The sequence below is a fragment of the Streptomyces sp. NPDC001822 genome (genome assembly GCF_042892135.1).
GTDB lineage: Bacteria > Actinomycetota > Actinomycetes > Streptomycetales > Streptomycetaceae > Streptomyces.
This window is the reverse complement of the sequence record NZ_JBIATW010000003.1, coordinates 223128-237272: the sequence shown is the minus strand read 5'-3', so window position 1 is coordinate 237272 and position 14145 is coordinate 223128. Positions and strand designations below refer to the sequence as shown.

Below are 14145 nucleotides of genomic sequence, written 5' to 3'. Positions count from 1 at the left end.
GCTCACCCCGGCGGCCCACTCGGCCGGCCGGGGTGAGCGCGGGAAGAGCGGTGCGGGGCACCTGCTTCCACAGGTGCCCCGCGTCGGTTGCCGCGCCGGGTCTCAGCCGAGCGGTTCGATGCGGATGTTACGGAAGCGCACCTTGTTGCCGTGGTCCTGGAGCCGGATCGCTCCGGCCGAGGCCCCCTCGGGGATACCGGCACCGGTCGGTCCGTCGATCGCGACGTCGTCGTGGACCTTCTTGCCGTTCCACACGACCGTGACCCTCGCGTCGGCGGTCTTGCGGCCGTTGTCGTCGAAGCGGGCGGCGCGGAACGTGACGTCGTACTTCTGCCACGTCTCCGGTGCGGTGGCCGCGTTGATGTCCGGCGCCTTCTTCTGGTAGATGGCCCCGGCCTCGTTGTTGTCGAGGGTGGTGTCACCGAACGAGTCGAGGACCTGCAACTCGTACCGGTCCTGGAGGTAGATGCCGCTGTTGCCGCGGTTCTGGCCGGTCACGTCGTCCGGCAGCAGCGGGACCCGGAATTCCAGTTGCAGCCTGAAGTCCTGGTAGGCGTCCTTGGTGCGGATGTCCCCGCAGCACACCTCCATGGCTCCCTCGGCTGCCAGCGGCCACTCGACCTTCCGGCCGTCCGTGTGCTGCCACTGCTCCTGGGAAGCGGCGGTGCCGTCGAAGAGGGGGACGGGCGCTCCGTGGGCACGCACGGTGATCAGGTCGAGGTTCACATGGCCCGCGTCACCGGTGTCGAAGCGGTACGAGAGGGTGTTGGGTCCCGCGTGCAGGCGGATCCGCTCGGTCTGCGTCGACCAGGCGTCCCAGGTGCCGGTCGAGGCGAGTTTCGTCTGCTTCAGCTTCTTTCCGTTGACGTAGAGGGAGAGCAACTTGGTGCCCTGGTAGGGATTGGGACCGTTGGAGTAGCGCAGGTTCACGTCGTAGTCGCCGACCTTGGGCACGGTGACGTCGAAGGTGGTGGCACCCTTGTTCTCCGTGTTGTAGCGGTCGACGAACCCGCTGCCCGAGAAGCCGGGGTGGTCGGTGTTGATGCCGGCCGTACCGGTGAGCCGGGCCTCCTCGGCCTCGTACAGGGTGGCCGGCGGCGGCTGCTTGCCCGGCAGGGCGTTCAGCGTGTACCAGGCCTCCGTGCTCCAGAGCTTCTCCCCGGACGCCGAGGCGAAGGGGCGCGGCGAGCGGAGGTGCACGACGCGGCCGGGCTTGAGCCCGTCGAGCCGCAGGCGCACGGTCCGGCCGTCCTCGGCGAGGGTTGCCGAGGTGATGCCGAGCTGCTCCTCCGCGATCTTCGGGCCGCCGTAGTCGGCCGTCGGCGTGTAGCGCCACTGTTCGGCCTGATAACGGCCCGCCAGCTCAGCGGCCGTGGCCTCGGACAGCGGCTGGGTGTATTCCAGGTCGAAGCCACCGGGCACGGCGCGCATCTCCTGGACGTCGAACGTGTTGCCCCCGTTGGGCGTGAGCTTCTGCAGGCCGAACTTCAGCTTCCCTTCCTGTCCCCAGTTGCCGTCGGCCCCGAGACCGCCCGCGTAGATCGCGCCGTCGGGCCCCATGGTGATGCGGTTGACACCGGCTTCGAGTCCCTGGGTGTAGCGGAACACCGCTCCCTGGTACTCCCCCTTCACCTTCTCCAGGTAAGCGCGCTGCAGCCCGCCGTAGGTGACGTCCCCGATGAGCATCTGCCCGGCGAAGCGCCCCTTCGTCAGGTGCAGCGGCGTGCTCGGGGAGTTGCCGATCTCGTTCTGCGGCAGCCAGAGCACCGGCTGGTTGACGGCACGGTTGTCGAAGGGACCGGAGGGCTCGGTGTAGTGGTTGAAGAAGCGGTCCTGCTTGATGTGCACAAGCTTCGAGGCCGGCAGCCAGCCTCCCTGGTTGTCGGTGGTGAAGATGTCGTTGCCGGGGCCCCAGCCGATCCCGTTCGGAGTCCGCAGGCCGCCTGCAACCGCCTTGATCTTGCCGGTCTTCTTGCTCACCTTGTACGTCGTGCCCCGGCCCGGCGCCGGCTGCGGGGTGGTCGTCGCGCCGCCGTAGTTGATCGCGACGGACAGGTTCACGTAGAAGTAGCCGTCCCGGTAGAGCAGCCCGAAGGCGAACTCGTGGAAGTTGCCGCCGTACGGCCAGGTGGCCACCGTGCGGTAGTCGTCGGTGACGAAGTCACCGTCCTCGTCGACGAGTTGCGTCAGCTCGTGCTTCTGCGAGACATAGAGCGAACCGTCGACGTACTTGATGCCCATGGGCTCGCGCAGGCCCTCGGCGACTTTCGTCACCGTCACCTTGTCGCGGCTGGTGTCACCCGTGACGTGGTCGAGGAGGTACACCTCGCCCTTGACCGCCTCGGAGCCACCCCAGGTGGACAGGGCGAGGCGCCCGTCCGGCAGCCAGTCCATGCCGGTGACCTGCGGCTCGAAACCGTCCGGCCGCAGGTCGGTGAGGTCGAGGTCGGGGCGGACATCCACGAGCGGCAGGCCGTCACCCGGGCTGTCGGCACCCGACTCGCATTCCTTGCGTCCCGGCGCCGTGACGCGGACGACTCCGGCATCCGTGCTGAGAGCCTCCCGCGGAATGACACCGAAGTCGTCCCTGCCCGGCGGCTTCCAGGCGAGCGTCAGCTGCTGATCGCCGCCCCTCTCGAAGTAGTCGACGCGGAACGGGTGCGAGCCCGCCTGGAGTTGGACGGACCCGTCCTTCGGCTCGGCACCGTGGAGACCGTCGTGGTCGATGACTTCCTGGTCGTCGATCGTGAGACGCGATCCGTCGTCGCTGGTGAGGCGGAAGGTGTAGGTGCCGTCGGCGGGGACGACGAGGTAACCGGAGGCCTCGGCAACGAAGTTGTCGGCGTAGCCGCCGAAGTCGCCCACCGTCGACCAGTTCACGTCGGGCATCAGCTTGTCGTAGTTGGGCGTCTGACCGGGCTTGAGCGTGCACAGCTTGCTGAGCGGGACCTGGGTGTCGAAGACGCGCAGGGTGACGCCCGGTTCCTGGGGCGGGATCTCGTCGGGCGCGGCGGCGGACGGCGAGGCGGCCCAGACGCCTCCCGCGAGAAAGCTTCCTACGAGCAGGGTGGTGAGCTGTATTCGGGCACGTTGGAACAGCCGTGGATGCATCGGTCCTCCAGAAGGGGGTGGCACTCCGGTCGGGCTGAACGAATCCGCGAGATAGCAAAACGCCTGTGGTTGCGCCGTCACGCTAGGGGACTTCCGCTGGAGAAGTCCATACTTTGTCATCTGTGAGTTCAAAGTCGGCGATGCTCCTCGGAAGCCACTCCTCAAGGCGCGACCCGGTTCGCGCCCGGCGCCCGCCGGACTCCGGACACGGCCAGGGGACACGGCATGGACGTGCATGTGGACGCGGACGCAGATGCGGATGTGGATGTGATGCGGACATGAGGACAGACACCCCGGTCACAGGAGCCGGCCCTACCTCGCAGGCGGGGGCCCGGGTACCGGTTCCGAACCGGTCCGGACACAGCGATGAGTTTCCCCGTCCCGGCCAGTCTCACCACCGTCGCCAACACCACCGTCGCCAACACCACCGGAGGAACACGTGCCTCAGCTGCTGAGAGTCCAGAACTTCAACGTCTCGAGTGACGGAATCGGTGCCGGTGAGGACCAGACCCTGGAGAGGCCGTTCGGTCACGTCGATCCGGAGAGGCTGTTCTCCTGGGCCGGGGCCACGGCGAGCTGGCCCATGCGCACCGAACCCGGCGGCAGCCGGGGCCTGGACGACTACCTCACGCGGGACTACCCCCGCAACATCGGCGCCGAGATCATGGGCCGCAACAAGTTCGGCCCCCAGCGCGGGCCCTGGCAGGACCACGAGTGGCAGGGCTGGTGGGGTGACGAGCCCCCGTTCCATACCCCGGTGTTCGTCATGACCCACTACAAGCGGCCTTCGATCACCCTCTCCGACACCACGTTCCACTTCGTCGACGGTGATCCCGCCGCAGTCCTCGAACAGGCACGGGAGGCCGCGCAGGGCAAGGACGTCCGACTCGGCGGCGGGGCCACCACCATCCGGGAGTTCCTCGACGCCGACCTCGTCGACACCCTGCACGTGACCGTCTCGCCGTTGAAGCTCGGGTCCGGAGTGAAGCTCTGGGAGTCACCCGACGAACTGCTCAACCGGTTCCACCTCGACGTCGTCCCCAGCCCCAGCGGGGTGAAGCACCACCTCTTCTGGCGCAGGTAGGCGCTCCTCGGGGCCAGCGCGGACAGCTTTCCGCCCGCCCGGGACGGACCCGGGACACGGGCCGCACGTCACCCCTCGGGCCGGCACGTCACCCCTCGGGTCGGCGGCCGGCCCCGACGCGCCGGACGACCAGGAGCCGCACACCCGAGCCACCGGGCCCTCAGGGCGCGGGCTGGGCGTGCACCAGCAGGAACTCCGTGGCCCGGGCGATCGCCTCCGTCGACGTGGCGTGCACTGCGGCGGACTCCTCTTCCTGCCCGTCGGAGGCGGTGGCGGTGTACCACCAGGCATCGGCGTTCGGATCGTGGTGGATGGCGGCGGCGCCTCCCGCATAGCGAAGCGGGATGGACTCCCCCGCAGCCCTCTTGACCACCGCGTGGGGCCACTTGAGGCGAGCGGACTGCCGCTTGATGCCACCCCAGGCCGCCCCCAGCTGGACGTAGCTGGCCCCGCCCCGCCCGGCGACGGTGGCGGCACTCTCCGCCAACCGCTCGACGGACAGCTTGGCCTCGTACAGGGCCCGCAGGAGCGCCAGTTGGACATCGGGGGCGGCCATGAGCCCGGGATCGAAGGACTTGTCGGCGGCGCGGTATGCCAGCGCCCGGGTCGAGATCCGCTCGGCGAGCGCACGGACGGCGTCCAGCACATGATCGTCCATGGCGAACGCGTCATCCGCGGCGGGCTCCACCCAGGGGGGCTCCACAAGGTTCATGACGCTCGCCCAGAAGTCGTCGTCGTTCTTGTCGGGGGTCGGAATACGCGACACATCAACCATGCGACAAGATTACCTGTCTCGCGTTCTTTCGACAATGAAAACTGTCAGAGAGCTAGGACAGGCAGGTCTGTCGCGCCTTACCGGTCGATGCGAGGCGGGTCACAGAGGGCCTGATCCGTCCGGAGGTGTGCACTGCCCGAAGGCGGGTACACGCGTGTGGCGACTCAGTTGCACGGTGCGACTGGTCTGACGGGGGACATGACATGGAACAGCCTGCGACCAGTGGCAGGACTGTGCTCAGCAGCCGGGCGATCCACGCGATCAGCCTCGCGGCCGGCACCGCGTACGACATGAGTCCGGAGGAGATCGGCTGCGCACGGTCGTTCGTGCGCGACTTTCTCCTGGATGCCGAATCCGCGCACGGCGTATCCGTCCCGACGCGAGCCCTGGAGGTCGCGCAGCTGGTCGTGAGCGAGCTGGCGACCAACGTCTGCAAATACGCGCCCGGCCCCTGCCTTCTGGACGTCGAGGTGATCGACGACATGCTGGGTATCACGATGTGGGACTCGGGTGACGTCCTCCCCATGGCTCGGCAGGCCGACCCTGCGCGCGCGGGACAGCACGGGCTGGAGATCGTCCTCGCCGTGTGCCAGAGCTTCGAGATCCGCCGGGAACCAGTGGGCAAACGCATCCGCGTGCAGATCTCCCTGCTCGAAGGCCTGTAGGAGGACCGGGCCGGGCAGTCGCCCTGGCAAGGAGAGGCGGCAGCGGGTCCGCCGGGTGCGGTGGCTGAAACACCCTGGCTGCGATGCCGGCCGCCTCCACGCGGCCCACCGCGCGAGGCCGAGCCGGCGCGCGACGACACCGCGAGTGTCGCAGGCATCTCAAGCACCGCAGGCATCTCAAACACCGCACGCATCTCAGGCACGAAGCCTGCCGCGACTGCCGCGAATTTCCGGGCCGAAATGCACCGGGAGATTGCCCGGCTGCCCGGGCCATGCGAAAGTCCGCGCGAATGCAGGGAATTCTCCTACGGGCCTCTGCTCTGCCCGACCTTTACCGGGTGACGATCCGGCGCGTCATTGTGCGTGGAGGGGGCGGACGAAAATGCCGCAGGTGTGCGGACCGAGTCGGAGGGCACACTTCCTGTCACTGCAATGCGGCACAACGGACAACAGGCGGGTGAACTCGCATGAACGGCCAGAAGACCAACGACGCATCGGCACCCTCCGCTCCGACCACGGTGCGGGGCGACGGCTCCGACAGCATCCACCAGGCGCGCGAGGCATCGCGCACCTTCACCGACAGCCTCACGCCGGCCCCGGACCCCGCCACAGCCGATTCGCTCGTCCTGGTCGTCTCCGAACTGGCGACGAACGCGGTACGCCACGGAGGCGGCCGGTACACCCTCGAACTGTCCGCCACATCGGACTCCCTGACGGCAGAGGTCAGCGATCCCAGCCCTTCGCCCCCACGCGAGCGCACACCGGACCTCAACGGCGGCAGCGGCGGATTCGGCTGGCACATGGTCCGCCGCCTCGCCAGCGAGCTGACCGTCACCTACGGGCCGAGCACCGGAAAGACCATCCGCGCCCGCCTCGCGTACTGACACGCCCCCGTAAGCCTCGGGGCTCAGGCGCACGGCACGGCACGGTGCGGTGCGGTGCCGCACCGAGGCCCCGAGCTACGGCTGGATCAGACCGCTGATCTCCCGCGGCGACAATCCCGTGAGCTGTGCGATGCGTGGGGCGGGAATGCCGGCGGTGAGCGCCCGGTGCACCAGGGCCTCCGCGCCCGCGGTCATTTCCCGGAAGCCCGAGAGCTCGGCCTCCAGGTCCGCGACGGACCGGGGAACGGATTCACGGTGAATACGCTGGGCCTCGTCCTCGCTCAGCGGTACGGGCAGGCTTTCGGCGCCGTCGGGAACCAGCGCTTCCGCGTCGGCGAGGAGAATCCTGACCCGCTCCGACGAGGCCGAGACTCCGTGAGCCTGCAGCCAGCCGTGCACGGCCGGTGTCTCCGCACACGCGAGGGCGCCGACGGACGCCAGAGCCACGCCCACCCGCGGGTAGTCGTCGGGAAGCAGGAACAAGCGCGCGTCGTGGTCCATCGCGTACAAACACCTTCTCGATCAGCGCATCAACGACGCCCCGATATTAGCCCGCAGTTGCGGCACGAAACGCTTCTGACCACACCGGCTCGCCAGCGGCGGACACCGCCACGGGCGAACCGCGGAAGCGGCCGTCGCGCAAATACCCCGCCCCGAGCACTCAATTCGCGATTCCGCCCACGGAACCGCGGCGAAGCGCGCCGCGCCCCACCCGAATTCCAGGCCTTCCCGATGTGCCACTCCGCCTACGCGGGGCCGCGTTCCTCACGGGGCAGACCCATCTCCTGGCGATCCTCCGCCAGACGTTCGTCGAGCTCCTGCTCGTTCGGGCGCCTCGGCATCCCGCGACTGTGCCCGGTGTCCGGGTCGCCTTCGACTTCCTTGTTGGACTTGTGGTGATGCACCATGGCCGTCTCCTCGGCGTATCGGCGCGACCGTCCCAGGGACTCCTGCTCCGGACTTTCCCCGCGCCACCGGGCCCGTGCCGCCGGCGTGTCCCGCCCGCCGGGGGCGGCCCGGCCGCACGGGCGGGGTCGACGAGCGGTTCCGTGGTGTCCTTCGGCTGTTCGCCCTTGGGTCGCCGCGGACCCGCTCTGCCCCATCTGTCGTCCGGGCATCTCGTTCCCAGTGTCCCCGACGGCACGGTCCGCCGCCATGCAGTCCCCCTGCGCCTCAGCGACGCCGTACGTCCAGGCCCAGCACGCGGCGGCGGCCGGGCGCGGGGACCATCCGCACGAGGCCGTGGACGACGGTGTCGACCAGATCGTCGGCGGGTGCGTCCGTCCCGTGTGTGAGCAGACGTGCCAGTGTCCGCACCAGTGCGGGCGAGGCCATCACACGGCGGTTGAGCAGGGGGCGGTAGCCGTAGCGGGCGAACACCAGGTCGGCGGCGGCGTTTCCGAGACGGTAGTAGCGCCCCCAGCGGCGATTCACTTCGCGCGGATAGTGGTGCAGGGCCTGTTCCCGCGCCGGACCGTCGGGCCGGTGCAGGGCGAGCGCCACGGTCTCCGCGGCGACCTCACCGGCTTCCATGGCCTGGACGATTCCCTCGCCGCTCCACGGGCTGACCATGCCGCCGCTGTCGCCGACCAGGAGCAGACCCCGCCGGTACTGCGGCCTGCGGTTGAAGCCCATGGGCAGTGCGGCGCTGCGCAGGGGGGAGTCGGCGGTGTCCTCCCGCAGCTCCCAGTGTGCGGGCATCCGGGCCAGCCACGTGTCCATGGTGGCCCTGAGGTCGACCGCTCCGTGGCCGCGGTGCGGGAGCGCACCCAGGCCGACGTTCACACGCCCGTCCCCCAGCGGAAAGATCCACCCGTATCCCGGCAGGTCACGGCCGGTACGGGAGCAGAGCAGGTCGGCCCAGAGTTCGAGGTAGGGGTCGTGCGTACGGGCTTCGCTCCGGTAGTAGCGACGCGCTGCCGTGGCCATCGGGGTGCTCGGGTCCCGCTCCAGACCCATGGCCAGAGCCGTACGGGCCGAAGCCCCGTCCGCTGCGACGACCAGGGGGGCGCGGTAGTCCCTGGGGCATTTGCCTCCCCCCGCGACGGTGCTCACGCCGACGATCCGTCCACGGTGGTCGGTCAGCGGGCCCGTGGCCTTGGTGTCGAGGTGCAGCCGCGCTCCCGCGGCCACGGCCTGCCGGGCGAGGATGTCGTCGAAGTCGTGCCGGGTGCGGGTGAGGCCGAAGTCCGGGTGACTGCCGGAACGGGGCCAGTCGATGTGCACCCGGCGCCCGCCGCACACCCATCGCATCCCCTTGTTCCGCATCCAGCCCGGAGCCTCGATGTCGATCCCCATGCGAATCAGCTGCTGCACGCCCCGGGGGGTGAGGCCGTCCCCGCACACCTTGTCCCGGGGAAACGTCCCCTTCTCCAGCAGTAGTACGTCCACCCCGGCCCGGGCGAGGTGCAGCGCCGTGGCAGAACCGGCGGGCCCCGCACCCACCACGATCACCTGTGCCTGGTGGTCCCCGGGACCGGTATCCGCACCTGACTCCACTGGCTACTCCTCATGAGCGAGGCGCGCCGGGATTTCCGACCGCACGCCGGGACCGCGGTCCGCTCCGCGGACCTGGGTGCGCGGGCCGCGCCCGGCCCGCGCACCGATCACATACCCGCCCGGCCCGTTCGGCACCCGTCCCGCCGGGGCCTCTCGTCCGGATCAGGCCGGGCCCGTATCCACGGGGAGCGCCCGCCGACACGGGCCCGGCCCCGTACGCATGCCCCGCGCCCGGCCGCCCCCGAACCGCACTTCGGCCGAACGGGTGCCTACCCGGCACCGACCGGCGAGTGGGTGACAGCACGGCGGATGCCGCCAGGGAGGCTCGGACCGCCGGCCCCGTCGTCAGAGAACCTCGGTCCCGTCGACGAGACGGAAGGGCAGTCCGAGCAGGTCTGCCGCGGCCCTCAGGTCCTTGGCACGATGGCCGGTGCACAGGGCCCAGTGGTGCCCGATCCCGGAGGCCGACCAGGCGTCGGTCCACTCGCCGGGATCGACTCCGAAGTCGACGCGGGAGGTGGTGTTGCCGATCGCCAGCAGCGGGCCGGGGACCACTTCGCCCTCGGAGGCGATGAACACGAACGTGCCGTCGGCCTCCTGCCCCAGCCCGAACGTGGTGACCGGACCGTGTGTGACGTCGAACTCAACGCTCACGCCCCAGCCGCGCTTGCCGTGGTAGACACCCAGCCCGCGGAGCAGCGGGTCCGTGGAGCTGATGGCGAGGTGCGCCGGCCCGTCGTGCCCCATCTCGACGACGCCGTCACGGAAGTTGAGGGCCTGGAGCTCGGTGAAGGATCCCCCGGCGCCGATCGTGTCCGCCACCAGCATCGCGAGACTGGTGCGCAGTTCGTACTCTCCCGCTACCGGCAGTCCGCGCGCGGTGAGCAGGGAGGCACCGAGGATCATGCCGGCACCCAGCCGTTCGTGCAGCTCGCCGTCCAGGCCCCGGTGGTAGTACGCGAGACTGTTCAGGGTGAAGTCCTCGACCAGCCGGTCCAGCCCCACCGAGACACGGGCCGCCCAGTCGAAGTCCTCGGCGTCGACGGAGTCGTCCAGGTGGAAGACCTCGCGAGCCAGCTCGACGCGCTCGGCGGTCTGCTGATCCGTGACCGCCGCCACGCGGACGCGCAGGTCGTCGAACTCGATGACTTCCATGTGGCCGCCCAACTGCGCGGAGACCAGGGTCATGTCGGTGGACACGTCGAGCATTCCCGGGTACAGGTGGCCCATCAGCCCGTGGCGGCCGTGGCGCAGCGCGGCGCGTACACCGGCGGCCCTGATCCAGCGGCCGATGCGGGTCCAGGCGTTCTCGTCGTGGAGGTGACCGGAGACCGAGCGGAAGGGGATGCCGCTGCGGCGGAAGACGTTGGCCACCTCCGGCAGCGGGCACTGGCCGCAGTAGGCGAGCCACTTGCCGGTGTCGAACGTCGAGTGGTCCATCGCCTCGGTGGGCTGCAGATCGATGACCAGCACCGGCGCTCCGCTGCGCTGGGCGATCGGCAGGACCATCGACGAGGTCAGGTAGGTCGTGAGGAAGGTGACGATGATGTCGCAGTCCGCACGTCGGAGCACCTCTGCGGCACCGGCGGCCTCCACCGGGTCGGAGACGAATCCCGCGTCCGTGACCTCGCACCCCATGGATTCCAGACGTCGGGTGACAAAGGCGGCGGATTCCTGCAGCTGCTCCAACAGGCCCGGAAACTGCGGCCAGTAAGCACCGAGGCCACCGGAGACGAGACCCACGCGCGTCGTGCGACGGGTGATGCGCTCCAGTGCGGCGCTGGACGGAACGGCGGATGCGGCAACCATGGGTGCTTCCCTTCGAGGGGTTCTCTCGGTGGGAAGGTAAACGCGGAAGCAGCACTTGAGCAAGGGTTTGAAACGAATCAATGCACCCGTCGGACGGGGTGCCCCCGGCGCACGCGCCCGGCGACGGCCCCTGACCGACGGCGCTTCTCGCCGCTGCGAACGGTCACGGCGCCGGGGGTCGTCCGGCCCGGCCGACCCCCTCGGACTCGCGCGCCCGGTGTCACGCTGAGCGACAGGAATCCGGCCGCCGCCAGGGCCGTCACGCTGCGCGGAAGCCTCACGAGCACCCTCTGGGGACCGGCGGGTCGCACCGACGCCCGCCACCGTGCCGGCACCCGTCCAGGAGCCGCCCGGCAGGCGCCCCAGGCGCCTTTGCGCATCCCTTTGCAGCCGCCATGAGGACATCGGCGGATGCCAGGGCGCGGCGCGCCCCGGCAAGCGAGGCTCAGGAGCCGGCGAGGGGCGTCGGCTCCCACGCGCCCGCGCCCGGCCGACGGACTCCCGGAAAGAACACGCGACGTGCCGAGTCCATCCAGAGCCACGGAGAAGCAGGCCAGTTGGGACGTTCGCGCCCTCTGTGCGGAGCGGGGGCGGGCGAAGGCCGACGACCCTCGCACCACCGGGGGCGTCGAGCAGCGTGTCGGCCACCTAAGCACGCGCGACAGCGGTATACGTAGGTAAGCACTCGCAAAGCGATCATGAGGGCCCGGGTACGTGGGCTCGTGAGCGTGCAGCGCCCTCGAAGGCCGGACCACCACGGCCCCTCGGCAGTCTCCGTACCCCACCGCACAGTCGACCCGGTCCTGTTCCGCCCCGAGCACCAACCCGCCCCGTCCCGCCGGGCGCGGCCAAGGAGAGTCATGTCCTACGGAAGCGCCCTGCGCGACGAGATCCACGCCCCCGGGACCACCCCGCTCGTGGGCGTCTACGACATGTACTCGGCATCGGTCGCGGCCCGGCACTACGACGGCTTCTTCGTGTCCGGGTTCGGATTCGCCGCGTCCCACTACGGACTGCCCGACATCGGCTTCATCGCCTGGCCGGACATGATCGGTTTCGTCGGGAGACTCCGCCTGGCCTTCCCCTCCCACCACCTGCTGGTCGACATCGACGACGGCTACGTCGACCCGGAGGTGGCCTGTCACGTGGTGCAGGGGCTGGAGCGGACCGGGGCGTCGGGGGTCGTCCTGGAGGACCAGAAGCGCCCTCGCCGGTGCGGTCACGCGGACGGCAAGACGGTGCTGCCCCTGGAGGAGTACCTGGAAAAGCTGAACCTCGTCCTGGAGAGCCGCCGTGACCTCGTCGTCGTGGCGCGGACGGACGCGACCGAGGGCGAGGACATCCTGCGCCGCGCCCAGGCGCTCGCCGAGACGGACGCCGACGTGGTGCTGGTCGATGGCGTACGCGACGTGGAGTGGATCCGCCGGATCCGGAAGGTCATCGACGACAAGCCGCTGCTCTTCAACCAGATCGCCGGCGGCAGGTCGCCCAGGCTGTCCCTCACCGAACTCACCGAGCTCGAGTGCCAGGTGGCCATCTACAGCACCCCTTGCCTGTTCGCCGCGCACTCCGCGATCGACACCGCGCTCAGCGAACTGAAGGAAGCCGACGGACGGCTCCCGGAGTTCGTTCCCGGCACTTCGGTGGGCGTGCGTGCCGCCACCGAACTGCTGGAGGGGAACATCAGCAGGCATCACCCGCCCCGGCCCCGGATCGACGGCCGTTGAGGAGGGCGGCCTCCGGAAAAAGGGCTGCGCGTTCACGCCCCCGCCGTGTTGGATGCGCCTCATGGTGTCTGTCGACCGGTTGCTGGCCTTCGCGGCCGTATCGCTCCTCCTGATCGTGATCCCCGGCCCCAGTGTGCTGTTCGTCATCGGGCGCGCACTGGCGCAGGGACGCCGAGCCGCTCTGACCACGGTCGTGGGCAACACCCTCGGGTCGTACGTACTCGTCGTGGCCGTGGCCCTCGGTGTCGGGGCCGTCGTCGAGCGCTCGGTCGTCGTCTTCACCGCGCTCAAACTCTGTGGCGCCGCGTACCTCGTGTACCTGGGCGTGAAGGCGATGCGTCAACGGGGCTCCCTGCACGCCTCGTTCGGCGACGGGGGTCCGGGCGGCGGAAGCCTGCGCACCCTGCTGGAGGGCTTCGCGGTCGGTGTGGCCAATCCCAAGACCATCGTCTTCTTCGCCGCCGTGCTCCCTCAGTTCGTCGAGCCCCGCCTGGGGCACGTCACCGTTCAGATGCTGGTGCTCGGCCTGGTCTTCAACGCCCTCGCACTGACCTGCGACAGCGTGTGGGGGCTGATCGCGTCCAGCACCAGGGACTGGTTCACGCACTCCCCGCAGCGGCTCGCCCGCGTGGGCGGCGTCGGCGGCCTCACGATGATCGGGCTCGGCGTGACCGTCGCCGTGACGGGGCGCAAGGACTGAGGCGCATACGAACGCGCGGCAGTGGATCCTGGTCCACGCTGCCTGCGTCGAACCGCGGAACACGAGCGCCGGCGCCGTACCGAACCCGGCGCACCACCGTCGGAAGCCTTGTGGACTGCCCGGGCGGTTCCCCGCGCGGTCGCCGCCGCAGTCGCTACGGTCCCGGCGTCAGCCGAGCGGAAGACGGTCCCGCACGGAGTGCGCGGTCGACCTCACCTCCTGCGCCCTGTCGGCCACGACTGCGTTCACGGTGTGACCGGCCCTCCTGGCGCTGCGGCTGCCGGCAGCGGCCGCGGCGCGGGACCGGTAGGCAAGTGAGGGCTTCCCATGGGTGTCCGCCACCGCGATCAGCAGTCCGCCGAGGAGGGAGATGTTCTTGGTGAACTGGACACGTTGACGGGCGCGTTCGTCGGCGTCCTCGGCCTTCCACCAGGCGTGCCCGGCGAGAGTCGTGGGCACGAGGGAGGCCGCCAGTGCGAGGGCGGACGCGCGCGGGAAGCGTCCGGTGGCCAGGAGGGCGCCGGCTCCGATCTGCACGGCGCTGTTGATCCGCACCAGCCGCACCGTCTCGCTCGGCAGTCGCGGCACACGTGCCGCGGCGAGCTGCGCCACCGGCTCGGCGGCCGGCGCCACGGAGTGCGGGTCGCGCAGCGTACGGAGTCCGCCGGAGACGAAGACGGAGGCGAGAAGGGGGCGGGCGACTGTCCTGAGGATTGCCATGCCCCGCGCATGCCCGGGTTCCCGCGGGACACTCACCCGGAGCTCGGACGATGCTCTGTGAAGCGGCAGCCGTGCGGGGGCGCGCCCCTGACGCCCCGGCATTCCGTTCGCGCGCCGTGTCTCGCGCGGTCGGGCGCGCACCGTCTCTCGCACGGTCGGGCGGGCACCGGC

The 14145-nt window shown here is 70.2% G+C and carries 12 protein-coding genes; 5 read left to right on the top strand and 7 right to left on the bottom strand.

Annotated features, from left to right (window positions below; all coding sequences use genetic code 11):
• Positions 1-102 precede the first annotated feature (102 nt).
• Positions 103-3111 carry a family 16 glycoside hydrolase gene (locus ACFYY2_RS09085; protein ID WP_388739159.1) on the bottom strand — a complete coding sequence of 1003 codons (3009 nt, stop codon included), beginning with the start codon at positions 3109-3111 and terminating at the stop codon, positions 103-105.
• 439 nt (positions 3112-3550) lie between these two features.
• Here ACFYY2_RS09085 and ACFYY2_RS09080 point away from each other — a divergent pair, with 439 nt between their 5' ends.
• On the top strand, positions 3551-4195 hold the full coding sequence (locus tag ACFYY2_RS09080; protein WP_388739156.1) for a dihydrofolate reductase family protein: 645 nt from the start codon (positions 3551-3553) through the stop codon (positions 4193-4195).
• Positions 4196-4355: 160 nt separating this feature from the next.
• Here the strand turns inward: ACFYY2_RS09080 and ACFYY2_RS09075 are convergent, their stop codons facing one another.
• Entirely contained in the window at positions 4356-4970 is a 615-nt protein-coding gene (locus tag ACFYY2_RS09075) for a hypothetical protein (protein WP_388739153.1), read from the bottom strand.
• A 203-nt stretch (positions 4971-5173) separates the two neighbouring features.
• On the opposite strand from ACFYY2_RS09075, the gene ACFYY2_RS09070 reads away from it, so the two are divergent.
• Together ACFYY2_RS09070 and ACFYY2_RS09065 are read left to right on the top strand one after the other, a co-directional pair.
• Positions 5174-5635 (top strand): ATP-binding protein, encoded by a 462-nt coding sequence (locus ACFYY2_RS09070; protein WP_388739150.1) that lies wholly within the window; start codon positions 5174-5176, stop codon positions 5633-5635.
• 467 nt (positions 5636-6102) lie between these two features.
• On the top strand, positions 6103-6519 hold the full coding sequence (locus tag ACFYY2_RS09065) for an ATP-binding protein (protein WP_388739148.1): 417 nt from the start codon (positions 6103-6105) through the stop codon (positions 6517-6519).
• 75 nt (positions 6520-6594) lie between these two features.
• On the opposite strand, the gene ACFYY2_RS09060 is transcribed toward ACFYY2_RS09065, so the two are convergent.
• The 4 genes from ACFYY2_RS09060 to ACFYY2_RS09045 form a co-directional block, all read right to left on the bottom strand.
• Positions 6595-7020: a DUF6003 family protein gene (locus ACFYY2_RS09060; protein ID WP_388739146.1), complete on the bottom strand. Its 426-nt coding sequence runs from the start codon at positions 7018-7020 to the stop codon at positions 6595-6597.
• A gap of 245 nt (positions 7021-7265) precedes the next feature.
• Positions 7266-7427, bottom strand: a complete 162-nt coding sequence (locus ACFYY2_RS09055) for a hypothetical protein (protein WP_388739143.1) — start codon at positions 7425-7427, stop codon at positions 7266-7268.
• Between the two features lie 265 nt (positions 7428-7692).
• Complete coding sequence (locus ACFYY2_RS09050) at positions 7693-9018, bottom strand: geranylgeranyl reductase family protein (protein WP_388739140.1); 1326 nt, start codon at positions 9016-9018, stop codon at positions 7693-7695.
• A gap of 345 nt (positions 9019-9363) precedes the next feature.
• The gene (locus tag ACFYY2_RS09045) at positions 9364-10827 is read right to left on the bottom strand and encodes an arabinose isomerase (protein WP_388739138.1); all 1464 of its coding nucleotides are present in this window, start codon (positions 10825-10827) and stop codon (positions 9364-9366) included.
• 860 nt (positions 10828-11687) lie between these two features.
• Here ACFYY2_RS09045 and ACFYY2_RS09040 point away from each other — a divergent pair.
• Positions 11688-12554: an oxaloacetate decarboxylase gene (locus ACFYY2_RS09040; protein WP_388739135.1), complete on the top strand. Its 867-nt coding sequence runs from the start codon at positions 11688-11690 to the stop codon at positions 12552-12554.
• A 61-nt stretch (positions 12555-12615) separates the two neighbouring features.
• On the top strand, positions 12616-13254 hold the full coding sequence (locus ACFYY2_RS09035) for a LysE family translocator (protein ID WP_388739133.1): 639 nt from the start codon (positions 12616-12618) through the stop codon (positions 13252-13254).
• A gap of 168 nt (positions 13255-13422) precedes the next feature.
• On the opposite strand, the gene ACFYY2_RS09030 is transcribed toward ACFYY2_RS09035, so the two are convergent.
• Positions 13423-13974, bottom strand: coding sequence for a DoxX family protein (locus ACFYY2_RS09030; protein ID WP_388739131.1), 552 nt, complete (start codon positions 13972-13974; stop codon positions 13423-13425).
• Between the last annotated feature and the right edge of the window lie 171 nt (positions 13975-14145).